The sequence below is a fragment of the Paracoccus aminovorans genome, from assembly GCF_001546115.1.
GTDB classification, from domain to species: domain Bacteria; phylum Pseudomonadota; class Alphaproteobacteria; order Rhodobacterales; family Rhodobacteraceae; genus Paracoccus; species Paracoccus aminovorans_B.
Map to the genome: position 1 here is coordinate 2,311,205 of NZ_KQ955208.1, position 23,163 is coordinate 2,334,367.

23 protein-coding genes are annotated in these 23,163 nt (G+C 64.2%); 10 read left to right on the forward strand and 13 right to left on the reverse strand.

The features are described from left to right. From trbL to ASV56_RS11840, 5 genes are read left to right on the forward strand one after another with little or no spacing between them, the layout of a single operon-like run. Entirely contained in the window at positions 1–1,326 is a 1,326-nt protein-coding gene (gene trbL / locus ASV56_RS11820) for a P-type conjugative transfer protein TrbL (RefSeq protein ID WP_062562138.1), read from the forward strand. Beyond that, positions 1,323–2,012: a conjugal transfer protein TrbF gene (trbF, locus tag ASV56_RS11825; RefSeq protein ID WP_062562139.1), complete on the forward strand. Its 690-nt coding sequence runs from the start codon at positions 1,323–1,325 to the stop codon at positions 2,010–2,012. Before trbL ends, trbF begins: the two co-directional genes overlap by 4 nt. Beyond that, positions 2,009–3,073, forward strand: coding sequence for a P-type conjugative transfer protein TrbG (trbG, locus tag ASV56_RS11830; RefSeq protein ID WP_437435914.1), 1,065 nt, complete (start codon positions 2,009–2,011; stop codon positions 3,071–3,073). Before trbF ends, trbG begins: the two co-directional genes overlap by 4 nt. Further along, positions 3,063–4,226, forward strand: coding sequence for a TraB/TrbI/VirB10 family type IV secretion system protein (locus tag ASV56_RS11835; RefSeq protein WP_062562140.1), 1,164 nt, complete (start codon positions 3,063–3,065; stop codon positions 4,224–4,226). Before trbG ends, ASV56_RS11835 begins: the two co-directional genes overlap by 11 nt. A gap of 4 nt (positions 4,227–4,230) precedes the next feature. Then, positions 4,231–4,473, forward strand: a complete 243-nt coding sequence (locus tag ASV56_RS11840) for a DUF2274 domain-containing protein (RefSeq protein ID WP_062562333.1) — start codon at positions 4,231–4,233, stop codon at positions 4,471–4,473. A gap of 1 nt (position 4,474) precedes the next feature. On the opposite strand, the gene ASV56_RS11845 is transcribed toward ASV56_RS11840, so the two are convergent. The 10 genes from ASV56_RS11845 to ASV56_RS11890 form a co-directional block, all read right to left on the reverse strand. Further along, positions 4,475–5,395, reverse strand: a complete 921-nt coding sequence (locus ASV56_RS11845) for a LysR family transcriptional regulator (RefSeq protein ID WP_062562141.1) — start codon at positions 5,393–5,395, stop codon at positions 4,475–4,477. A gap of 40 nt (positions 5,396–5,435) precedes the next feature. Beyond that, positions 5,436–6,884, reverse strand: coding sequence for an NAD-dependent succinate-semialdehyde dehydrogenase (locus ASV56_RS11850; RefSeq protein WP_062562142.1), 1,449 nt, complete (start codon positions 6,882–6,884; stop codon positions 5,436–5,438). Between the two features lie 68 nt (positions 6,885–6,952). Then, positions 6,953–8,041, reverse strand: a complete 1,089-nt coding sequence (locus tag ASV56_RS11855) for an ABC transporter ATP-binding protein (protein ID WP_062562143.1) — start codon at positions 8,039–8,041, stop codon at positions 6,953–6,955. Next, positions 8,038–8,838, reverse strand: coding sequence for an ABC transporter permease (locus ASV56_RS11860; RefSeq protein WP_062562144.1), 801 nt, complete (start codon positions 8,836–8,838; stop codon positions 8,038–8,040). Before ASV56_RS11860 ends, ASV56_RS11855 begins: the two co-directional genes overlap by 4 nt. Next, a complete protein-coding gene (locus tag ASV56_RS11865; RefSeq protein WP_216635383.1) occupies positions 8,838–9,629 on the reverse strand; it encodes an ABC transporter permease in 792 nt (263 codons plus the stop codon). Before ASV56_RS11865 ends, ASV56_RS11860 begins: the two co-directional genes overlap by 1 nt. A 112-nt stretch (positions 9,630–9,741) precedes the next feature. Next, entirely contained in the window at positions 9,742–10,749 is a 1,008-nt protein-coding gene (locus tag ASV56_RS11870; protein WP_062562146.1) for an ABC transporter substrate-binding protein, read from the reverse strand. 61 nt (positions 10,750–10,810) lie between these two features. Next, on the reverse strand, positions 10,811–12,274 hold the full coding sequence (locus ASV56_RS11875; protein WP_062562147.1) for an aldehyde dehydrogenase: 1,464 nt from the start codon (positions 12,272–12,274) through the stop codon (positions 10,811–10,813). Further along, positions 12,274–13,311 carry an LLM class flavin-dependent oxidoreductase gene (locus ASV56_RS11880; protein WP_062562148.1) on the reverse strand — a complete coding sequence of 346 codons (1,038 nt, stop codon included), beginning with the start codon at positions 13,309–13,311 and terminating at the stop codon, positions 12,274–12,276. The genes ASV56_RS11875 and ASV56_RS11880 overlap by 1 nt, the downstream gene beginning before the upstream one ends. Continuing rightward, complete coding sequence (locus ASV56_RS11885; protein WP_062562149.1) at positions 13,308–15,014, reverse strand: alpha/beta fold hydrolase; 1,707 nt, start codon at positions 15,012–15,014, stop codon at positions 13,308–13,310. The genes ASV56_RS11880 and ASV56_RS11885 overlap by 4 nt, the downstream gene beginning before the upstream one ends. Next, positions 14,986–15,588, reverse strand: coding sequence for an amino acid synthesis family protein (locus ASV56_RS11890; RefSeq protein ID WP_062562150.1), 603 nt, complete (start codon positions 15,586–15,588; stop codon positions 14,986–14,988). Before ASV56_RS11890 ends, ASV56_RS11885 begins: the two co-directional genes overlap by 29 nt. 101 nt (positions 15,589–15,689) lie before the next feature. On the opposite strand from ASV56_RS11890, the gene ASV56_RS11895 reads away from it, so the two are divergent. The 4 genes from ASV56_RS11895 to ASV56_RS11910 all read left to right on the forward strand — a co-directional run bounded on the left by ASV56_RS11895 (position 15,690) and on the right by ASV56_RS11910 (position 18,242). After that, positions 15,690–16,397 carry a GntR family transcriptional regulator gene (locus ASV56_RS11895; RefSeq protein ID WP_062562151.1) on the forward strand — a complete coding sequence of 236 codons (708 nt, stop codon included), beginning with the start codon at positions 15,690–15,692 and terminating at the stop codon, positions 16,395–16,397. Beyond that, positions 16,394–16,693, forward strand: coding sequence for a DUF1330 domain-containing protein (locus ASV56_RS11900; protein WP_062562152.1), 300 nt, complete (start codon positions 16,394–16,396; stop codon positions 16,691–16,693). The genes ASV56_RS11895 and ASV56_RS11900 overlap by 4 nt, the downstream gene beginning before the upstream one ends. Positions 16,694–16,744: 51 nt before the next feature. Beyond that, positions 16,745–17,152, forward strand: a complete 408-nt coding sequence (locus ASV56_RS11905) for a carboxymuconolactone decarboxylase family protein (RefSeq protein ID WP_062562153.1) — start codon at positions 16,745–16,747, stop codon at positions 17,150–17,152. Positions 17,153–17,528: 376 nt separating this feature from the next. Then, a complete protein-coding gene (locus ASV56_RS11910; RefSeq protein ID WP_062562154.1) occupies positions 17,529–18,242 on the forward strand; it encodes a plasmid pRiA4b ORF-3 family protein in 714 nt (237 codons plus the stop codon). Between the two features lie 459 nt (positions 18,243–18,701). On the opposite strand, the gene ASV56_RS22760 is transcribed toward ASV56_RS11910, so the two are convergent. From ASV56_RS22760 to ASV56_RS11920, 3 genes are read right to left on the reverse strand one after another with little or no spacing between them, the layout of a single operon-like run. Further along, positions 18,702–19,766, reverse strand: coding sequence for a BsuBI/PstI family type II restriction endonuclease (locus tag ASV56_RS22760; protein ID WP_082724794.1), 1,065 nt, complete (start codon positions 19,764–19,766; stop codon positions 18,702–18,704). Continuing rightward, positions 19,763–21,562 (reverse strand): HsdM family class I SAM-dependent methyltransferase, encoded by a 1,800-nt coding sequence (locus ASV56_RS22765; RefSeq protein WP_082724795.1) that lies wholly within the window; start codon positions 21,560–21,562, stop codon positions 19,763–19,765. The genes ASV56_RS22760 and ASV56_RS22765 overlap by 4 nt, the downstream gene beginning before the upstream one ends. Beyond that, positions 21,559–21,876 carry a HigA family addiction module antitoxin gene (locus tag ASV56_RS11920; protein WP_253879968.1) on the reverse strand — a complete coding sequence of 106 codons (318 nt, stop codon included), beginning with the start codon at positions 21,874–21,876 and terminating at the stop codon, positions 21,559–21,561. The genes ASV56_RS22765 and ASV56_RS11920 overlap by 4 nt, the downstream gene beginning before the upstream one ends. Before the next feature lie 827 nt (positions 21,877–22,703). Between ASV56_RS11920 and ASV56_RS23955 the strand changes: the two genes are divergently transcribed. Further along, the coding region (locus tag ASV56_RS23955) for a hypothetical protein (RefSeq protein ID WP_172823746.1) at positions 22,704–23,163 on the forward strand (460 nt) is incomplete at its 3' end.

Here is a 23,163-nt window from a genome sequence, read left to right on the forward strand (position 1 = left end):
GTGGGCGGGTCCGGCGTCATCGACAATTTTTTGGCGGTCTTCACCAGCTATATCGACAGCGGGTTCGGTCTTCTGGGCGGCGAGGTCGCCTTCATCGCTACCACCCTGATCGTCATCGACGTGACCCTGGCCGCCCTGTTCTGGGCCTGGGGCGCCGAGGACGACATCCTCGCCCGGCTGGTCAAAAAAACCATCTTCGTCGGCGTCTTCGCTTACCTGATCACCAACTGGAATACTTTGGCGAGGATCGTCTTCGACAGCTTCGCCGGCCTCGGGCTCATGGCCTCCGGCACCGGCTTCACCGCCGCCGATCTCATGCGGCCGGGCCGCGTCGCCCAGACCGGGCTGGATGCCGGACGGCCGCTGCTGGACTCGATCTCCGACCTGATGGGCTGGGTGGCGGTGTTCGAGAACCTGATCCAGATCCTCTGTCTGTTCTTCGCCTGGGCGCTGGTCATCCTCGCCTTCTTCATCCTCGCCGTGCAGCTCTTCGTCACCCTGATCGAGTTCAAGCTGACCACGCTGGCCGGTTTCGTGCTGATCCCCTTCGGCCTCTTCGGCAAGACCGCCTTCATGGCCGAGCGCGTGCTGGGGAATGTCGTCTCGTCGGGGATCAAGGTGCTCGTGTTGGCCGTCATCATCGGAATCGGCTCGACGCTGTTTGGTGAGTTCACCACCGGCTTCGGTGGCGTCGCCCCCACCGTCGACGACGCCATGGCCATCGTGCTGGCGGCGCTCTCTCTTCTCGGCCTCGGTATCTTCGGGCCCGGCATCGCCACCGGCCTCGTTTCCGGAGGTCCACAGCTTGGTGCGGGTGCGGTGGCCGGCACAGGACTGGCCGTGGGCGGGGCCGCGCTCGCCGCCGGCGGCGCCACGGTGCTGGGCGCGAAGGGCGGCGCGATGGCCGTGCGCGGTGGCGCCGCGACGGCGGGTGCCGCCTCTGCCGCCTATACCCTGAACTCGGCCGGACAATCCGGGCTCGGCGGCGCCCTCTCCGGGGGCGCTGGTGTCGGCAAGGGCGCGGGCATGGCCGCCCTGTCGCCGCTGCGCAAGGCGGCGGCCAGCATCTCCAGGAGCCATGCCGCCGGGGTGAAGACCGCCTTCACCGGCACCGGGGGCAGCACCACGCAGGGCACGCTCGGTGGCCCCGCCGCTGGTGCGGGTGGCGCAAACGCCAGTGCCGGCGGCAATGCCCCCGCCTGGGCGCAGCGCCTGCGCGGGCAGTCCCTTGGCCGGGGCGCGACCGTCGCCGCCCATGCCGTGCGCTCCGGCGACAGCCATGGTCCCGGCGCCTCCGTCTCCCTTTCCGAAAGCGACACGCCATGAATCTGTTCAGACGCCCCGCGACCCATTACGGCAAGACGCCCGAACCCGAGACGCCCTATCAGAGGGCGGCACAGGTCTGGGACGAGCGCATCGGTGCGGCCCGGGTGCAGGCCAAAAACTGGCGCCTCATGGCCTTCGCCTGCCTGTTGCTGGCCGGCGGCTTTGCTGCGGCCCTGGTCTGGCAATCGGCGCGAGGGACCGTCGTCCCTTGGGTGGTGCAGGTCGACGATCTCGGCCAAGCCCAGCCCGTCGCACCAGCCGCCGCCGACTATCGACCCACCGACCCGCAGATCGCCTGGCATCTCGGCCGGTTCATCGAGCAGGTCCGGTCGATTCCGGCCGATCCGGTGATCCTGCGCCAGAACTGGCTCAGGGCCTATGACTGGACCACCGATCGCGGCGCCGCGGCGCTGAACGACCATGCCCGCGGCAGCGATCCCTTCTCGAGGCTGGGCGAGCGGCAGGTCTCGGTCGAGGTTTCTTCCGTCATCCGCGCCTCGCCGGATTCGTTCCGGGTCGCCTGGACGGAAAAGCGCTACGAGAACGGCCAGCTGTCATCCACCGAGCGCTGGACCGCGATCCTGACCGTGGTGATCCAGACACCGCGCAGTGCCGAGGGCCTGCGTGCCAACCCCCTCGGAATCTACGTCAATGCGATCTCATGGTCGCAGGAGATGAGCCAATGATCCTTGTTCTCACCGAAAGAATGGTCAGCACCTCGGCGCGGCGTTTGTCCGGTCCGCTGCTGGCTGCCGTCTTGCTGTCGGCCACCGCACTGGCGGGCTGCGCCACCAGCAAAGCCCCGCAGTTCAGCTATGACGACAACGTGCCGCCGCTGCCGTCGCCGCCAGCGGCTGTTGCAGAACCAGTTCCGAAACCGCTGCATGTGCCGCCGGACTGGACCCCGGCAAAGGGCGGCAATGCGGCGGAGAGTCCGGAAAGCCGGGTGACGAACGCCAATCTCGCCGCCCGGGTCGAACCGCGCCGCGAGGGCTACTACAATGCGATCCAAGTCTATCCATGGTCGGAAGGCGCGCTCTATCAGGTCTATGCCGCGCCGGGACAGATCACCGATATCGCGCTGGAGCCGGGCGAACAGCTGACCGGCACCGGTCCCATCGCCGCCGGCGACACCGCCCGCTGGATCATCGGCGATACCGAAAGCGGTAGTGGCGCCTCCCGCCGCGTGCATGTGCTGGTCAAGCCGACTCGGCCCGCCATCTCCACCAACCTGGTCATCGCCACCGACCGGCGCCGCTACATGCTGGAACTGCGCGCCGGCGAGGAGACCTGGATGCCGGCGGTGTCATGGCACTATCCGGAAAGCGCATCGTCTTCGGCACGCCGTCGGGCGGTTCCTGCGGCTCTGGCGATTCCGGCCAAGACCGCGCGCAACCATCGCTACGGGTTGCAGATCGAGGGTGCGAGCCCGCCCTGGCGGCCGGTCTCGGTCTTCGACGACGGCCGCCGGGTCCATGTGGTCTTCCCGCCTGGCATCGCCCAGGGCGAGATGCCGCCACTCTTCGTCATCGGCCCGGAGGGCGAACCGGAGATCGTCAACAGCCGCGTCCACGGCAACGTCATGATCGTCGACCGGCTCTTCGGTGTCGCGGAACTGCGCCTCGGGTTCGGCAAGCGCCAGCAGGTGGTGCGGATCCATCGCCTGCAGCCGGTGCAGCACGCTGTTGCCACGGCTGCTGCACGCGGCAATGCGGGGTCCGGCAGGGATCGTGCTCATGACCGATAAGGAAAGCACTGCTGCGCAGATGCGCCTGCGCGCCGAGCCGCCCCGCGTGACCCGGCTGTCGCGCAAGGTGCTGGCGGGCATGGCCGCCATCGCCGCGCTCGGCATCGGCGCGGCGCTGATCTTTGCCCTGCAGGGCAAGGACATGATGGAACGAAGCGGCGAGGAGCTGTTCTCCACCGAAAACCGCGCCACAGCCGATGGGCTGGCGGAACTGCCGCGCGACTATACCGGCCCCGCTCTCGGCCCGGCGCTGCCCGGCGATCTCGGCAGGCCGATCCTCGAGGCGCGCAATCGCGGCGAGCCAATACCGGCGCCTGCTACGCCCGCCGTCATCGCACCCGCCATGGACGCGGCGGAGCAGCAGCGGCTGGCGGAGGAAGAGGCGGCGCGGCTCAGCGGCGTGTTCTTTCAGGGCGGGCCACGGCCGGCGGGCGGGTTGGGTGGTGGCGCAAGGAGCGCCGACCAGGCTTCCGGCGCTCTCGGCACCATGGGTCAGTCGGGGGACACAGGTGCCCAGGATCGGCACGCGACGTTCCTGGGCGGCGGCGCCGACCGTATCACGGTGGCCCCAGATCGCGTGGAAGCGCCGGCCTCGCCTTACATCCTGCAGGCCGGCTCGGTGATCCCGGCGGCGCTGGTCACCGGCATCCGCTCCGACCTGCCCGGCCAGATCATCGCCCAGGTCACGCAGCCGGTCTACGACAGCCCGACCGGCTCGATCCTGCTCATCCCGCAGGGCACCCGCATCATCGGCGAATACGATGCCAGCGTCACATTCGGCCAGCGCCGCGTGCTGCTGGTCTGGAACCGGCTGATCTTCCCCGATGGCCGCTCGCTGGTGCTGGAGCGCCTGCCGGGCGCCGATGCCGCCGGTTACGCCGGGCTCGAGGACGGCGTCGATTACCACTGGGGAGAGCTGATGAAGGCCGCCGGGCTGTCGACGCTGCTGGCGGTCGGCACCGAACTCGCCGCCGGCGACGACGACCGGCTGATCCGCGCCATCCGCGACGGCGCCCAGGATGCCGTCGACCAGGCCGGCCAGCAGATCGTCCAGCGCCAGCTGCAGATCGCGCCCACGCTGACCGTCCGGCCGGGATTCCCGGTCAGGATTCTCGTGGGGCGGGATTTGATATTCGAGAATGCCGGAGGATGACACCATGACCAAGCTGAAGCTGGGGCCGATCGCCGACGATACGCCGGTGAAGATGGCCGTCGAATTGCCCGCCGGCCTGCACAGGGATCTGGTACTTTATGGCGAACTGCTCGGCCGCAGTGGTGGGCAGGGGCCGATCGCGCCGCAGAAGCTTGTCGTGCCGATGCTGGAGCGGTTCCTCGCCTCGGATCGCGGGTTTGCGAAGGTGCGGAGAAGCGTCGGTGCCGGGCGTCGACTTGGCGACTGATTCATTTTGCCTTGCTGTCTCGCGCCGACAGGATCCGCGCCAGGCTGAGTAACCGGCGCAGGGCCGGATTGTCGTTGCGCGGCGACCAGACCGCGCAGAAGGGCAGGGGCTCCGTCGCGAGCGGGCGAAAGCTCACGCCGGGGAAAGTCGCGCCGGTGGTCGCCTCGCTGGTCAGAGTCAACCCTTTGCCCAGGGCGACGAGCTGCATCAACGTGTCGCGGGACACCGGGCAGCGTTCGACACTGGGATGATGGCCGAGTTCCGACAGATGCCGGACCAGATAATCGTGGATTTCCGGACCCGGACCGGCTTCGCTGACGACGAAATGCCGGTCGCGCAACTCGGACCAGGCGATTCGCTTCCGCACCGTCAGATCGTCTTCCTTCGGAAGCGCCACGAAAACCCGCTCCTGCCAGAACACCTCCACATCGCATTCCGCGGCATCCGGCGTGCCCGTCAGGAAAGCCACATCCATTCGGTGCTGGCGGATCGCGGCGATGTGATTGGCTGGACAGCCTTCGACAATCACGCTGCGCACACCGGGATGATCGTCATTGTATCGGCGTAATAGCTCGGCGAGAAACCCTGAGGCCAGAGAGGCGAAGATCCCGATCCGCAACACGCCGTGTTCGACCCGGCCGGCGGCACCGACATCCTTGATGGCCAGGTCGAGTTCATCAAGCGCACGCCGGGCGTGCTTCAGGAAACGCCTGCCCGCATCGGTGAGCGTCACGCCGCGTTTGTGGCGGATGAACAGCGCGGCGCCGGTCTCGTCCTCCAGATCGCGGATACGCCGGCTGATCGCGGATTCCCGAACGCCCAGTTCTCCCGCTGCAGCGCTGAAGCTGCCGTGCTCCACCGCTGCGACGACATAGCGGAGGTGGCGAAGTTCTATGATTGTTTGGCGGGATCGCGGTTCCATACACCGGTCTCCTTTTCCGAGGAAATGACCCTCGTGATCTCTAAACCGACAGGCACATGTATTTGATCTCGAGGTAATCCTCGATGCCGTAATGGCTGCCCTCGCGGCCGAGGCCGGATTGCTTGACGCCGCCGAAGGGCGCCACCTCGGTCGAGATCAGGCCGGTGTTCACGCCCACCATGCCGACCTCCAGCGCCTCGGCCACGCGCCAGACGCGGGACAGGTCGCGGGCGTAGAAATAGCCCGCCAGCCCGAATTCGCTGGCATTGGCCAGGGCCACCGCCTCGGCCTCGGTCTCGAAGCGCCAGACCGGGGCGACGGGGCCGAAGGTTTCCTCACGCGCGATCTTCATCGAGGGCGTCATGCCGGACAGCACGGTCGGCTGGAAGAAGCTGCCGCCAAGCGCATGGCGCCCGCCGCCGGTGGCGATGGTCGCGCCGTGGGCGCGGGCGTCGGCGATGTGATCCTCGACCTTGGCCAGGGCCGCGTCGTTGATGAGCGGGCCGATCGCGACACCGTCGGCCTGGCCGTCGCCGACCGCCAGCGCCGCGACGCGGGCCGCGAGCTTCTCGATAAAGGCGTCATGCACACCCGCCTGCGCATAGATGCGGTTGGCGCAGACGCAGGTCTGTCCGGCATTGCGGAACTTGGCGGCCATGGCGCCCTCGACCGCAGCGTCCAGGTCGGCGTCGTCGAAGACGATGAACGGCGCGTTGCCGCCCAGTTCCAGCGACAGCTTCTTGATTGTGTCCGCCCCCTGCCGCATCAGGATCTTGCCGACGCGGGTCGAGCCGGTGAAAGTGATCTTCGCGACCTTGGGATTGGCGCAAAGCTCGGCCCCCATGCCGGCGGCATCGAGGCCGGGCACGATGTTCAGCACCCCCGCCGGAATGCCGGCACGCTCGGCCAGCACGCCCAGCGCCAGGGCCGAAAGCGGCGTGAACTCCGAGGGCCGGGCGACCATGGTGCAGCCCGCCGCCAGGGCCGGGGCGATCTTGCGCGCCAGCATGGCGTTCGGGAAGTTCCAGGGCGTGATGGCGCCGACGACGCCCACCGGCTGCTTCAGCACAATCAGGCGCTTGTCGGGCATGTGGCCGGGAATGGTGTCGCCATAGACGCGCTTGGCCTCTTCGGCGAACCATTCGACATAGGACGCGCCATAGGCGATCTCGCCCCGCGCCTCGGCCAGCGGCTTGCCCATCTCGGCGGTCAGGATGCGGGCCAGGTCCTCCTGGTTGGCCAGGATCAGGTCGTGCCAGCGGCGCAGGATGGCGGCGCGGTCCTTGCCGGTGCGCGCGGCCCAGGGCTTTTGCGCGGCATGGGCGGCGTCGATGGCGGCGCGGATCTCGGTAATGCCCAGATCGGCCACCTGTGCCAGTTCCCCGCCGGTGGCTGGGTTCGTCACGCTGAAAACCCGGCGGCCCGGCACATATGAGCCGTCGATGAGGGCACTGGCGGTCAGGAGAGAGGGATCGTTCAGGTCAAGCATCGCGGTTTCCGCTGCGGGCCGGCGCGCGTCACAATCCGGCGGGTTGGAAGGAATTCTGATCTCGGGCGTCATTCTTTGGTGAAGGCATGGGCATCCTGCGGCTGCCAGCGCACATGAAGCCGGTCCCCACGCGAGACGCTGCCCATCATCGGATGGCCGAAGTTCAGCCGGATATAGAGCGGATCGCCCCAGCCGGTGCGGGCGGTGACAGCGCTATTGTTGCCCAGGAAAGTCACGTCCTCAATGGTGACGGGCAGCGATGCGCCCTGCGGGCCGGCCGCGTCCGAGAGGTCGATCCGTTCCGGGCGAAGCATCAGTTCGGCTTTGCCGCCCCGCGCGCCAACGCCATGCATCGGCACATCGGTCAGCACCGTACCATCCGCGTAACGCAGCGTGGCCCGGCCGTTCTTCACCTCGGCCAGTTCCCCGGTCAGGAAGGCGCTGTCGCCGATGAAATCTGCCACGAAATGCGTGGCGGGACTGGCATAGAGCTCGGGTCCGGTGCCGACCTGCTCGATCCTGCCGCGGTTGAAGACGGCGATGCGGTCGGACAGGCGCAGCGCCTCTTCCTGGTCGTGGGTGACATAAAGGATGGTCACGCCGGTTTGCTGGTGGATGCGGCGGATCTCATACTGGATTTCTTCGCGCAGCTTCTTGTCCAGCGCGGACAGGGGCTCGTCCATCAACAGGACCGGCGGATCGTAGACTAGGGCACGGGCCAGGGCGACACGCTGTTGCTGGCCGCCGGACATGTTGGCGGGCATCCGGTCCTCGAACCCGTCCAGGCGCACCAGCGACAGGGCGCGTTTCACCTTTGTGGCGATCTCGGCTTGCGACGCGCGGCGAACGCGCAGGGGAAAGGCCACGTTCTCGCCCACCGAAAGATGCGGGAACAGCGTGTAGCGCTGGAACACCATGCCGATGTTGCGCTTGTGGGACGGCGTTTGCAGGATGGACTTGCCGCGCAGCCTGATGTCACCAGCCGTCGGATCCTGGAAACCGGCCAGGATGTAGAGCGTCGTCGACTTGCCCGAGCCCGAGGGGCCGAGGAAGGTCATGAACTCGCCTTCGCCGATTTCCAGCTCGACATGGTCGGTGGCAACGACGTCTCCGAAGGTCTTGCGAATTCCGTTGATGTGCAGATAGGGGCTGGTCATCGGGATTTGCCTTTGCGGATCAGGGCGGCCGCGATCATCAGGACCACGGTCAGCAGGACGAGAAGGGTCGAGGCGGCGGCGATCACCGGGGTCAGGTCCTGGCGCAACGTGGTCCAGACCTTGACCGGCAGGGTCTGCAGCGTGGGCGAGGCCATGAAGATTGCCAGCACCACCTCGTCCCAGGAGATCAGGAACGAGAAGATGGCGGCCGAGAACAACCCGTGGCTGATCGCGGGCAGGGTGACGCGGAAGCGCGCCTCCCACGGGCTGGCGCCGCAGAGGATCGCCGCATCCTCGATCGAAGGGTCGAAGGTTTCCAGCGCGCCCGAGATGGTGATGATCGCGAAGGGCAGGGCGACGATCAGATGCGCGATGACAAAGCCCACCAGCGTGCCGTTCAGACCCAGCCGCAGGAAGGCGGCGTAAAGCGCGACGGCGATGATGACCACCGGCAGGACCATCGGGGTCAGGAAGAATCCGCGCAGCACCGCGCGCCCACGGAACCGGCCACGCACCAGCGCCAGCGAGGCCAGCAGACCGATGGCGACGGAGAGCACCATGACGATGGCGGCGATCTTGGCCGAGGTGAAGGCGGCCTGCAGCCAGCGTGGATCGGCGAAGAGCTCGCCATACCATTTCAGTGTCCATCCCGGTGGCGGAAAGATCAGCCAGCGCGAATTGCCGAAGGACAGCGCGACGATGAACAGGATCGGCAACAGCAGGAACAGCGCCATCAGCGCGCAGATGCCCGACAGGATCCAGCGCCAGGCACCCAGCTTGTCGAAATTCATCAGCATCAGCGGGCCCTTCCTTCGAACAGGCGCAGTTGCAAGGCGTAAAGCGCCAGGGTGACGACCAGCAGGATGAAGGCGGCGGCGCCACCCATGCCCCAGTTCAGCAGGCTCTGCACCTGCTGCACGATCAGTTCGGCCACCATCATGTTGGCGGTCCCGCCCAAGAGCGAGGGGGTGACGAAATAGCCCAGCGACATGACGAAGACCATCAGCGCTCCCGAGGCGATGCCGGGCGTGGCCAAGGGCAGCAGCACCCGGCGCAACGCCTGCCCCTTGGTCGCGCCGCAAAGCGCGGCAGCCTGCAGGATCGCGGGGTCGATCTTTTTGATCACGCCGTAAAGCGGCAGGATCATGAAGGGCAGCATGATATAGACCATGCCGATGGTGACGCCGACCAGGTTGTTGGTCAGTTGCACCGGCTGGTCGATGATGCCGGTGGCCATCAGTATCCGATTCACCAGCCCGGTCTGTTGCAGCAGCACCATCCAGGCATAGGTCCGCGCCAGCAGGTTGGTCCACATCGACAGCAGGATGATGGCAAAGACCACGGCCGCGACGCGGGACGGCATGATCGCCAGTGCCCAGGCCACCGGAAAGGCAATGAGCGCGGTGATCAGGGTGACAAGGCCCGAAACCAGGAAGGTGTTGAAGAATATCCTCAGATAGGTGGCCGAGCCGAGCAGCGTTTCATAGTTCTGCAAGCCCGCCACCGGTTCGGTGACCGAGCGGCTGAGCAACCCGGCCACCGGGATCACGAAGAACGCCAGAAGCAGCAGCAGGGCGGGCATGGCCATGCCAAGACCCGATCCTCGCCGGGCGGGTGTCAGGAAGGACAGCATCGGTCACCTCAGCAGAAAGAGACGGGATGGCGCAGCCCGCGAAAGCGGACTGCGGCGAAGCAGTGGATCACTCGGCCTGCCAGGCATACCAGCGGTTGCCGATCTCATCGCGATGCTCGGCCCAATAGGCCATGTCGGCGTTGATCTGGTTGGCGGTCTGCGCGTCGGGCAGGGTGGCGCGCAGATCGGCCTCCATCAGCGAGGGCGAGTCGAGGTTGATCGGGGCATAGCCGGTCTTGGTCGCGAAATCCGCCTGTGCCTTGGCGCTGGTCGCCTCGGCGATGAAGGCCATGGCGGCCTCCTTGTTCCTGGCGCCCTTGGGCACGACCAGGGCGTCGGCGGCGGTGATGTTGTCCTGCCAGCTGATGCCGACCGGCATCCCGTCCGCTTGCAGCGCGGCAAGGCGGCCGTTCCAGAACAGGCCGATCGGCGCTTCGCCCGAGGCCAGCAACTGCTGGCTTTGCGCGCCGCCTTCCCACCAGATGATGCTGGACTTGATCGTGTCCAACTTCTTGAAGGCGCGATCTAGGTCGAGCGGATACAACTGGTTGGCCGGCACGCCGTCGGCCAGCAGCGCCGCCTCGATCACGCCGGGGGCGGACCATTTGTAGAAGGTGCGCTTGCCGGGGAATTTCGCGGTGTCGAACAGGTCGGCCATGGTCTGCGGCTGCGCTTCACCCGAGAAATTCGCCGGATTGAAGCCGATCACGAAGGAATAATAGAACGAGCCCACCGCGTAATCCGACACGAAGCGCGGGTCGAGCTTGGCCTTGTCGATGACGCCGAAATCCAGCGGCTCCAGCAGCCCGGCCTTTCCGGCCTGAAGCGCCCAGTCGAATTCGGTATCGACGACATCCCAGGCGACCGCGCCCGCCTCGACCATGGCCTTGATCTTGCCGTAATCGGTCGGCCCGTCCTGAAGGACGGCGGTGCCGGATTTTTCGGTGAAGGGCGCGGCCCAGAACTCCGTCTGCGCATCCTGCGTGGTGCCGCCCCAGGATGTGAAGACCATCTGCTGGGCGTTGGCTGCGCTGGCCGCCATGGCGACGAATGCGACTGCGAGAAGCGATTTCATTTGCATTGTCAGTCTCCACTGTTGGTTGGTTGCGATTGTTGCCCGGCTTGTCCGGGTTCGTTCAGCGCATCACGAAAGGGTCGGGGATCGGCGCGTCCGAGGTCCGCAGCCACACCGTCTTGACGGTCGTATAGTCCAGCGCCGCCGCCAGCCCGCCCTCGCGGCCGTGTCCGGACAGGCCATGGCCGCCAAAGGGCGCAATGGGCGAGACGGCGCGATAGGTGTTGACCCAGACCACGCCGGCGCGGATGCCGCGGATCATCCGGTGCGCCCGCGTCAGGTCGCGGGTAAAGACGCCCGAGGCCAGGCCATAGGGCGTGCCGTTGGCGATGCGCAGCGCGTCTTCCTCGGTGTCGAAGCCGACGACGGAAAGCACCGGGCCGAACAGCTCTTGGGTTACGCAGGGCGCATCGGGCACGGCGCTGCAATCAAGGATCGTCGGCGGGTAATAGAAGCCCTCGCCCTCTGGCGACTGCCCGCCGGTGACCAGCCTGGCCCCGACGGCGACCGATGCGGCGACGATGTCATCGATCCGGGCGCGCTGGCGCAGGCTGCAAAGCGGCCCGACCTCGGTGGCCATGTCGCCCGGGGCGCCGATGCGCACCGCCTCGGCCTTGGCCTTGAGCCGCGCAAGCATTTCGTCCTTGATGCCGTTCTGCACCAGCAGGCGCGAGCCGGCGACGCAGCTTTGACCCGTCGCGGCGAAGATGCCGGCGACCTGGGCATTGGCGGCGCTGTCCAGATCGGCGTCCTCGAAGACGATAAAGGGCGATTTGCCGCCCAGCTCCAGCGAGGTGCGCGCCAGGTTCTCGGCCGAAGCGCGCACGATATGGCGCGCGGTTTCCGGCCCGCCGGTGAAGGCGATATGGGCAGCCAGAGGATGGGTGGTCAGCGACTTGCCCGCCTCGGGTCCGCCGGTCAGGACGTTGACGACGCCGGGCGGGAAGCCGGTTTGGTGAACCAGCTGCGCGAATGCCAGCAGCGGCGCGGGCCCGTCCTCGCTCGCCTTCAGCACCACGGTGCAGCCGGCGGCCAGGGCCGGCCCCAGCTTGACAGCCGACAGGAACAGCTGGCTGTTCCAAGGCACGATGGCAGCGACGACCCCGATGGGCTCGCGCCGCAGCCATACCTCCATGTCGGGCTTGTCGATGGGCAGGTGCGCGCCCTCGATCTTGTCCGCGAGACCGGCATAATAACGATAATACTCGGCCACATACGCGATCTGCGCGCTGGTCTCGCGGATGATTTTCCCGGTGTCCCGGGTTTCCAGCTCGGCAAGGCGCGGAGCCGCCTCGGCCACTAGGTCGGCCAGCCGCAGCAGCAGCTTGCCGCGCGCGCTGGCGGTCAGCCCCGCCCATTCCGGGTCGTGGAAGGCCCGATGGGCCGCACGAACGGCGCGATCGACATCCGCCGCGCTTGCATCGGGCATTCTGGCCCAAGGCGTGCCGGTGGCAGGATCGAGACTGTCGAAGCCGCCCGCCCCGTCCTCGAAGGCGCCGTCGATATAATGCTGGAACCTTTCCATCACGCGAAGACCGGCATGACGTCGCGGATGAAGCGTTCAAGCGAAGCGCGCTTGCGCTCGAAGCTCATGCCGCTGTCGATCCAGAAGCTGAACTCGTCATAGCCAAGCGCCTCGTAGGATTTGATACGCTCGATGACCTCCGGCGCTTCGCCGACGATCTGGTTCTTGCGCATTGCCTCGGGCGAATAGAGGGGGTGCTTCGCGGCCTCGGCGGGGGTGATCGTCTCGATCAGGCCCATCGAAATCGGCTTCTCGTTTTTGAACCAGGCACCGAAATAGTTGTAGAACATGTTCAGCTCTTCGGCGCCGCGCTGCGCATCCTCCTCGCTGTCGGCGACATAGGTGTGGCGCAGGACCATGATCTTTGGGCGCGGCCGGTCGGAGTGCTTCTCGCAGGCGGCGTTGAAACGCTCCATCAGGCTTACGACTTCCTCGTCGCCCAGATGCAGCGGCGTGACCTGGACGTTGCAGCCGTGTTCGACCGCGAATTCGTGGCTGTTCGGATCGCGTGCCGCGACCCAGATCGGCGGATGCGGCTGCTGCACCGGCAAGGGGGACGAAGTGGTCCGGGGGAATTGCCAGAATTCGCCCTGATGCTCGTAGTCGCCCTGCCAGAGTTTCTGGATCGCAGGAATCAGCTCGCGCATCCGCTGGCCCGCGCCCCAGGCGTCAAGCCCCGGCAGCATCCGCTCATATTCGAAGCCGTAGGCACCGCGGGCGATGCCCAGGTCGAGCCGGCCCCCGGTGATGAGGTCGGTCATCGCTGCCTCGCCGGCCAGCCGGATCGGGTGCCAGAAGGGCGCGATCACCGTTCCGGTGCCCAGACGCACGTTCTTGGTCTGCCGGGCAATGTCGACCAGGTTCAGGAACGGGTTCGGCGAGATGGTGAAGTTCATGCCGTGATGCTCGCCGGTCCAGATGGCATGCATCCCGCCTTCGTCGGCGATCCGGCAAAGCTCCAGCATCTCCTGATAGAGCTTCTTCTGGTCCTCGTCTGGCGAGACGCGCTCCATATGGATGAAGAGTGAGAATTTCATGCCTCTGCTCCCTGCTTATGCGTGACCTGGCCTTCGATGTGCGAGCCGAAATAGACGCCGTAATTGCCAAGCCGTGATTCCGCCGCCAGCCGGTCCAGCATTGATCGTGTAGCCGGATCGCCGACGGATTTCAGATGGTCCGGTTCCAGCGGGACAAAGCGTCCCTGCCGGGCATCGGTCGAGGTTGCCGGGCAGCGGAAGGCGATGTGCTGGCGGCCGGGCGCCGCGCCGTCGTAGACGGCATAGATCTCGCCCGGCGCGGCATCGGGGGCGATATCGCGCAAAAGCTGCGTCAAGGCGGCTTGCACGCCCTCGCGCCCGACCCGAGCCTCGGGCAGCGCAAGCCCGCCCTGTCCGTCCTCGACCAGCAGGACTTCGCCCCAGGCCTCGACGATGGCAGCTATCATCACGTCAGGGCCGGTTGGCAACTGGGCGGCGGTTTGGGCGGGCGTGATATAGGCGCCGCGATAATATCCTAAGCCGGGTTCCTGCGAGGCGGCAAAGCCTTTGATCTCGCCGATCAGGATGGCGTGATCGCCCGCTTCCACCAGTTGCGAAAGCCGGCAGTCGAACCAGGCCGAGACACCTGAGAACACCGGCGATCCTGCCGGGCCGGGCGACCACTTGACCGAGGCAAAGCGATCCTCGACCGGGCGGGCGAAAGTGCCCGACACGTCTTTCTGGCTTTCCGCCAGCACATTGATCGCAAAATGGCCCGCATTCACGAAATGCCCGAAATTGCGCGAGGTCTTGGCGATCGAGACCAGCAGGAGCGGGGGATCCAGCGAAACCGAAGAAAAGGAATTGGCGGTGAAACCCAACGGCACGCCTTCCGACGTAGTGGTCACGACCGTCACGCCGGTCATGAAGCAGCCGAAGGCGTCGCGAAGCGCGCGAGGATCGAATGGCGTCATGTTGGTTTCGTCCCATCTGAGCCAGTTTGTCAGGGCATCGTTCACGATGTAGGGCGCCGTCATGTTCACCATGTGGCGGTGCCCGGCAACGATCAGCGCACGGCCCAAGGGGATCACATTGGCCATCTCGTGGCTCATCTGCGCGCTGGAGTTGCGATCGCCATCACCGGTCAGCACGAGCGTTGGGCAGGCGATTTCGGCCAGCCGGTCGGCATAAACCGAATCGCCCTCGGCGAAGGCGCGGTAAGCCGTGGCGTAACCTTGTGGGTCGATACCTTCCAGCCAGTGCGCCACCTTGTTACGGATGGCGACCTGATTGGCACCGAACCAGCGGATCAGCGGTGCCTCGTTGTCACCCTCACCGCGTGCGATCTCGTCTGCGCGGGCCAGGACGGCGGCGCGAGCTTCGGGCGAGCGGCGGTGAACCGCGTTGAGCAATGCCAGCCGCCTGACCAAGTCGGGGCGCTCGACCACCAGGCCCGCCGCGACCAGCGCGCCCATGGAATGGCCGACCAGGTTGACCGGGCCCAGCTCCAGCGCCTCGACCAGTTGCGCTGCCCAGGCGACGAAATCGGGCAGGCGTGCAGCCGCCGGCAGCGGGGACGAAACGCCATGCCCCGGCATGTCCACCGCGATGACATGGTGATGCGCCGACAGGGCGGCCATCTGCGGCTCCCAGGCCTCGGCCCGCATGCCGACGCCATGGATCAGCAGCAAGGGCTCACCGCGCCCGGCCTCGATCAGCCGGACGGTGGCGCCGTCAGACAGCGGCAGGGTTCGAGACATCATGGCCCAGATCCTTCAGATCCTGATAGCGGTCTCCGATACGGTGATGCGGGCGCCCGCCGATCGAGGCGCCAAGCGCGACGACGATCTCGTCGGCGGCCGGGGCATCCGGGATCGCGAACTGGATCGTCAGATAGTGTGAGCGGCGGCCCTCGTCGTTCTTGTCCATCAGCGGGATCATGATCGGGGCGTTCGCCGGGCCGCGGGTGTTGTTGAAGGCCAGATAGGATTTCGCCCCCACCGCGCTGCGGTAATGGTTGCCGAAGCGCAGCGTGTGGATCAGCGCGCTGGCATGCTCGACCTCGCCATCGAGGCCGACCACGGCGGCCTTGCCATAGGCTTCGACCTTGCCGCCGCCGCCGGCGGCCTCGATCACCATATCGGTCAGCAACTCGCCGAGGATGGGGGCGACGGCGTGGATTTCCGGCTTGAGGTCGTCGACATAACCGCGCCCCGCCCAAGGGTTCTTCAGCACGGCGGCGGCAGTGATCAGCTTCAAAGGCTGCGGTGCGGCGCGGCCGCCTTCAATCAGCGTGGTCTCGATATTCAGCAAGGTCTTGCGGATTTCCGCTGTCATGGCAGCCCCCAGAGCGATTCGATGATCGGAAGATGGTATACCAACATGCCATCTGTCAATATGAGATTGTATTGGCATTCCAGCTGCGCTAGTCTCGCGCCATGACAAACGAACAACCTGCCAGCCTGCGCATCGAGCATGTTCCCCAGACGCTTCGCGAACTCGCCGTCGAGCGTTTGCGCGCCGCGATCATGTCTGGGCGCTTTCCGTCCGGTTACCGGCTTGTCGAACGGACGCTGGTCGATCAGCTGGGCGTCTCGCGATCCGTCATCCGCGAGGCGATCCGCTATCTGGAGGCCGAGGGCCTGGTCGAGATCCAGCCCCGGCAAGGGCCGATCGTCGCGACCCTCGACTGGGACAAGGCCCGGCAGATCTATGACATCCGCCTGCGGCTGGAGGCGGCGGCGGCGGCGGATTGCGCCAGGCTTCTCGACGCGTCCGCCCGTGCCGATCTGCAGGCCGCGCTTCAGCGCCTCAAGGAAGCCTTTCTATCCGACGATCCTCAGGTGCTCTATGATGCGACGACGCGGTTTTACGAGGTCATCTTCGTCACCGCCGGGCATCACATCGCCTGGGAGATCGTCCAGCGCCTCAACGGCCGCATTTCTCGACTTCGGGCGCTGACACTGGCCTCGACCGACCGGCATGTATCGGGGCAGGCCCGGATGCAGCGCATTGCCGAGGCCATTTTCGCGCAAGATCCGGACCGGGCAAGCGTTGCCGTGCGCGAGCATCTGACCGAAGCCGCGGAAATCGCGAGCAAACTGCTGCATGTGGCCAATGAGGGCGCTCGAAGGACGGGGCAATGAGTGCATATTGGATCGCCCACGTGACTGTTCACGACCCGGCGGCCTATGCCGGGTATCAGGCGCTGGCTCCCAAGGCCTTCGCGAAGTTCGGTGCAGAGTTCCTGGCTCGCGGCGGCGCATCCGAGACCTTGGAAGGTCCCGTCCTCCAGCGCCATGTCGTGATCCGGTTTCCCGACCTGGCCCGTGCCCGCGCCTGCTTTTATTCTCGGGAATATCAGGAAGCACGTGCTTGCCGCGATGGCGCATGCGAAGCGCATGTCGTGATCGTGGAAGGCGCTTCGGACCCGTCGTCCTGATGCGGGTTGGCTTGGAAGCCGGTGAAGGACCAAGTGAGAAGGGATAGCGCGATGGCCGAAGATCAGGAACTGTTCGACAAGGGCCTGCCGATCCGGCGCGAGGTGTTGGGCGCGGACTATGTCGACAGTTCGATGCAGCGGGCGGACGACTTCATGATGTCGTTTCAGCGGGCGACCACGGCTTGGGCCTGGGGCTGGGCCTGGGGCGATCCGACCCTGGACCGCAAGACGCGCAGCCTGCTGAACCTTGCGATGCTGACCGCGCTTGGCCGCACCCCCGAGATCAAGCTGCATGTGCGGGGCGCACTGAACAACGGCGTCACCGTGGACGAGATCCGCGCTACATTGCTGCATGCCACCGCTTATTGCGGTATCCCGGCGGGCCTTGATGCCTTCAAGGCGGCGCATGAGGTCCTGTTGGCCGAAGGGGCCGTTCCCAAGCCGGATGCAGGCGAGTAGTATGCTGCTTCATCATGCTTCCCGCCGGCAGCTGAGTATCTCGCCAGTTCCTGGGGATTGATAAAGAATATTTCTTCTGCTCTTCCTTCCTTTGGTGTGTTCATTTTTGATTGTTGGCGATGGGTTTTCGCGCTCCGGCAGTATCGTCGTGTCAAGGTAGGTGTTGACGAAGTCCGAGAAGGCGCGTTCATGATCGAAGGAAGCACGATAGGTTGGGCCTCGGCCTGCAGGCGAATGCATGATCTTTCGTTGATGCAAAGTCGACATCTCCTTGGTTGCAGCCTTTTTAATGCCATTTGCAGCACCGCCCTATCGGTGATCTGCGACCGACACCGGTAATCCCCGATTGGCCTACCGCGGTAAGGCTCTTTTCGGCTTGATCGCCTCAAGCGCGACCTTGGCCTTGAACTCGGCCGTAAACCGTCTGCGTGTCTTCATGCTGGATCGTCCTTTTCATCGGTCGATCCACCTTATGCCCCTGTCTCAGAAACCGGCACCACCTCACTCGCCGAGCGGCGACCTGCGCGTCTACGTTGACCGCCACTTCCCGATACCAACCAACCCGCACCAACTCGGCCAGACCCGGGCGTCGCTCTCGTTGCTCTTGTTCATCTGGACGGACACCCATCTCTACGAATTCAGGGCCGGGGGGGCGGGCTGGGGCGTGCCCGATCCGGACGGATTCTACGACGGCCCGATGCCCGCGAAGAAGGCGACGCTGCAAAAGGTGCTCGAGGATACCGGCGCCAGGACGCTCCAGTATGTCTACGACTTCGGCGATGACTGGGACCACAGCATCCGCATCGAGCGGGTGAGCGAGGCCAGCCCGGGCGTGACCTATCCAAGGCTTCTGAAGGCCAGCGGAGCCTGCCCGCCCGAGGACGTCGGCGGCGCCCCGGGCTACGAAGCGTTCCTTGAAGCCCTCGCAGATCCGGACCACGAACAGCACGACGACATGGTCAGCTGGTCAGGTGCATCCTTCGATCCCAAAGATGCCAGGATCGACAGGATCGTCGAACGCTTTGACCAACTCGCGAAGAAATGGTCCCCGCGGCCCGGCAAGCCCAAAGCACCCAAGCCCACTCCCTGAGCACGGACACCCGTCCGCGGCCTACGCCGGATGGTTACGAACCAGCTTCCATCATTGCCGCCACCATAGTTTGCCCCCATGCAAGAGCACTGACATTCGTGCCCCTGTGCTTCCTGGCACGCCCGCGCGCAGATCTCCTGCTCGCGATAAGGCTGGATGATGTAGACTTTGCCGTGGCGCTGCATCGCCCGATCAACGAAGTCGTTGAACCAGGACTTCGGTAGCTCCCAGTAGGAGTCCGGTTCACCGATCCATTCCGGTGCCGTTCGCCGGCCGTTCTGCAGCCAGTGCCGATTGCCGTCGGAAAATGGCAGGCGCACCCGAAGCTTCTCACCGCGTCCGGTCCGGCGCAGCACGACAGGAACCGACTTCTGGTTCCAAACATAGCTGAGGGAAAGCCGATCCATGGGATTCTATCCAGATTCGCCGGCTTCGCGAAGATGCTCAGCTTGAGCCACGTCAGCCTCCTTCGATCTGAAGTGGCTTGCCGCTGAACACGATCAGGCTGTCAGGTTCAGAGGCGAACCAAGCGTAGCTTCCCCACGCCAGGCTGCTAACTGTCTTACGGAACGTCTGCGAGGCGCGATCAAGGTAGGCGGTGACGAAAGCGACGTGCTGGGTTGCGAAACCCGCTCCTTCAGAGATTTGAAGAAGGGCTATTTTCCGAGCGTCGTTTACTGGGCCATCCGTATGCACAACTTCTACGAAGATTAGCAGTGGATGCGCAGGACCAAGGTCCACAAGGACAATGTCGGGGAGGCTCTTGTCGGCTGGGATAGTAAGGCCGATGGCTTTAGCCAGTTCATCATCCCGTGCGACTACTTTATTGCCGCTTTCGCTAAGAGAGATTACGCCGGGCTTCTGAAGAAATTTGAGTGCGAAGACCTCAATCACTGCTTTCGAAATATCGGCACTCGCCCCTGACGTTATACGGCGAGACTCGCCGTTGGGGAATGTTACAAGCTCATAAGCACCACCGGCGGCTGCTCCTTTGCGCACGATCGCTATGCGTGCGAGAGCGCCTGCATTTAGGTGCTTTTCTCGCCAAGCCGCTGCCTTCGCGATGAAGGTTGCCTCGTCGAGAGTTGGAGCTAGCAACTCCGCGAAATCGGCCTGCAGGGCATAGCGTCCCGCCGGTGAGGTTGTAGAAAGTCCTGGCCTCTCAATGACGGCACCATTCTGAATTAGCGCGTAGCGAATTGTATCGTCGCGGATCGACTCCCGTGTATTGACGGCATACCAGCGACCAGGCACGTCGGCCTTGCCGGGCTTGGTTGATGATGTCGCCCAGGCATCACGCGCGTCATCATCGTCTTGCACGGCCTGATCATCGGTCATGCGAGTGACCTGATCAGGGCGAATCCATCGGCCGGCCCCTTCGACGGCCCCAGTATAGAGCATTACGAAGATAGTCTTGGCTGCGATCTCCCAAATCGAGTGGTCGCGATTGGCTGAGCCTTCAGGAAAGATCTCAGGAAGGCGAGTGTGGATGTCACTCCAGGGAAGAAGAGGAGGCAAGCTCATACTTCAAACCCGTAGAGGTTTCGTAATGCCTTTTCGACGGCTTTGCGGGAAGCACCCTTTGCTATCAGACGCTCGACCGGTGCCATGGCCTCGACAGGTGGCAATGGGATTGCCTCCAACTCAAACGCAGAAACGGCAACGCTGCCGCTGATACATCTGAATAGTTGATCGACCACATCACTATTGAGCACCGCAGCGACAGCTGCCGGTGTAACCTTCGGCGCCTTCGTGGCGCGCACCATGTTCAGATGATTTTCTACAACCACCCCGCCATGCTCGTTGATGAAGGCTTGAGGCAGCTCGGCCGCGATAAGGCGGCGCAACTGCTCCTTGGCTGTCGTGCGCTGAACAAGAACGCACCCCCGGTCGACCACAAGCCAGTTATCTCCAGCCTCCGTCTTGAAGTATGGAGCGTGATTTTTCTTCTCGGCACGGAAGATGAAGCGGCCGTCAGCCGTAACTGCTTCGGCCCAAATCAGCGGGTGCAAGCCGCGCCCGGCGCGGCTCCGCATTTGCGGTTTGAACCTGTTCCACACGAGAGGCCCTGTCGAAACGCTATAGCCCCAATCTGAAAGCCGAGCGGCCATGCCTTCGGCTGCCTTAATCAGGCCAACGTGGCTAGGCTCCCGCGGTGCAAGCCAGGGCGCACCCGGATCTTCTGGCAATCCAACTTTACCATTCTTGGTCAAACGGGCTTCGCGTTCGTTATCTACGTTGAGATAGTGGACTTGGAAACGACCCGGCTCGCCGCCTTTGAGATAGAGAGCAAGCAGCGTTTCCTGCAAAACGCCTTCAAAAACACCGCGTCGTGCGTGAACGAAGTCAATGGCGACGGGCGGCGCTTCTTCGGCCAGCAGCCGCCGCAGAGCTGTATAATATTGACCGCCAAGCACGCTGGTGGGTGTCAGGTACGCAATCAAGCCACCGGGACGCGTCCACCTGAGTGCAATATCTGTAAAGACCCCGTAGAGGTTGGCATGACCATATAGGCCACGTGCGAACCGAAGGCGCTGCGCGGCAGTCAGCGTTATCCGGCCATAGGGGGGATTGCCGGCAACCAGATCGTAGATTGGTATAGGGGTCTCTTCGAGGGTATCGCAGACCTTCACGCACAACGGAATGTCGCGCCCGCTCACGAGGGCGAGATCGGACAGGTAAATATCGAGAGCCGCCTGCGATAGCCACGCCGCATTGGGATCAACCTCAAAGCCTGCGAGCCGGTTACCTATTTGGGCCAGCACGAAAGCAGGTTCGCTTTCCTGCAGTGCATCGCGCATGCGCGATGCAGCCTCAAGAAGGAATGCCCCGCCACCGCTTGCTGGATCTAGCACGCGGGCAGTCGCCCAATTCAAACCACCTTCATCCGCAAGATCGAGCAGCCGCTTCGTCAATGCGGGAGGCGTGTAGAAAGCCCCTAGATCGCTGCGCTCATTCCCGGGGAGCAATGTGGTATAAAGGCTCGTCAGAAAGTGGCAGCCTTCGAGTACGGGAAGCGCAGCAGCTTCATGACCCAGTGAGACTGCGAGTTGGCAGGCAGTTGCATCAAGCTTGTCGCGTGAGCTGGCGAAAGGCGGCCGCAGAGTAAGGTCTGCCGCTTTTTCCGAAGCGAAAGCCGCGATCGCGGCACGCACGAAAAGCGCGGCCTGCTTTGTCCGATCCGACTCCGAAATCGTTTCGGCCCAAGCCCGGGCCATAACGCGCGCGCGCGTCAGTTCGAGGCGTTTGGAATCAAGAGAGACAACCGCTTCGACAGCGGCGACAGGCTTTACGCGCGGCGCTGTTTTCATGCCCCTCATGAATTCCGCTCCCGCTGCGCCCGAATCACTCTCGGCTCGAAGCGAGCAACTTCGATCTCGCTTCCCCGCTTGCGAACCTCAGCAATATCGAAGCTGTTCTGCATTCCCATCAGTTGATCCATAGAGACCCCAAAGGCCTTCTCAATGCGCAACGCCATTTCTGGGGTCAGATGCGATCGGCCGTTGATCAAAGCTGAAAGGGCCGGTCGGGTAACGCCTAGTGCCTCAGCGGCATCCGTCACCGATAGGCCATTGGCCTCAATGACTTTACTCTTGACGAAACCGCCGGGATGGACCGGCTCCGCCGAGCGCATCATAGCTCTCATTTAGGCATCTCCGTCTTGAAGGCTTTGCCGAGATGTGTACACTGTAAAGAGTCACTTTACAAGCGGCTTGTTTCCATTTTGTTCCTATGTCTCTGGTGACAGTCCCTGGATGCCTCGGGAAGTTAGGGATGGTGGTGAGCGAGGATTTTCGCCCTTTGGCTTCTTGCGCGTAGGGGCCAAGGCTACCGCGGATCTGTGTAGGCCATGAGGGCGCTGCACGGGCTGCGGAATCGTAGCGCTCCGGCGGAGACATAGTTCTCAGTTTCATCAACGCTGGGGCGCCAATGGGCAGCTTATCCAGATCCGAAATTCATGAGCGGCCGGTCCGCTTGCGGCCCCCATCCGGTTAATTCCAAGCCCCTCGCCTGAGAGAAGGAGGGGGGAAATTGCTTTTGTTTGTCGTTTGTACCGGTGAAATTCTGATCGATCGTCAGGCGGTTGCTACAAAGAGTGCGCCATCTTGATGGTGCAAGCCCACAGGTGCGAATTGCTGTACCAATTCGGCTATAAAATTTGAATTCATTCGGGATTCAAATTGTTGGCCGGAACCTGCAACCATCTTTGCTTGCTCTGAGCGCAAGTAAAGATGAAATCCTGCCCCCGCAACCAGAAATCTTCGTGTTATCAAGCGCTTAAGCGCCGCCCTCCGGGGCGGCGTTTGCGTTTCTGCCGCCCGTGGAAGCACTATGGAAGCAAGAGGGTGCGAAGTCCTTCGAAACACAGAGAAAACCGTGCGAGCCAGTGTCCGCTCGCTTTGGATCCGCAGGGAATGGTTCGCCGAACCCGGCTGAGCGTTCCATCGCTGTCGGAAGGCCGTGACGAGCGAAGCAGGACTTCGCTTTAACGAAGAGGTGTCGGGACTGTTTACAGCCGCCTTGGTGGTTTCAGCGAAATCGATTAGTCACAACGGGACATCGAAGGAAGTTGCTGTGACACGAAAATCAAAAGGGCGCCTACAGCGCGGCCGACGTAAACTTCCTCGGCCAGAGGAAACCGCTGCCGTCGTGATGACCGGAGGCAAGACGGTCTTTCTAACGAACGACATGCTCATCAAGCAACTTCAACGCGATGGGCCAAGGGTGGCTGGTTCATTCGATACTTTGGCCAGAAACGACATAGTTGAATGCAGTCGGGTTTTCGCCCGCTGCTTTGCTCGTATTATCCACTATCTGCCGCAAGCTGATAAAAATGGCTTCAAGGAAACTACGGCAAGATTGCTCTTCAGCGCGCTAAACGCCTATGCCGCAAGCATCGAAGTCGCGCGACATGGATACC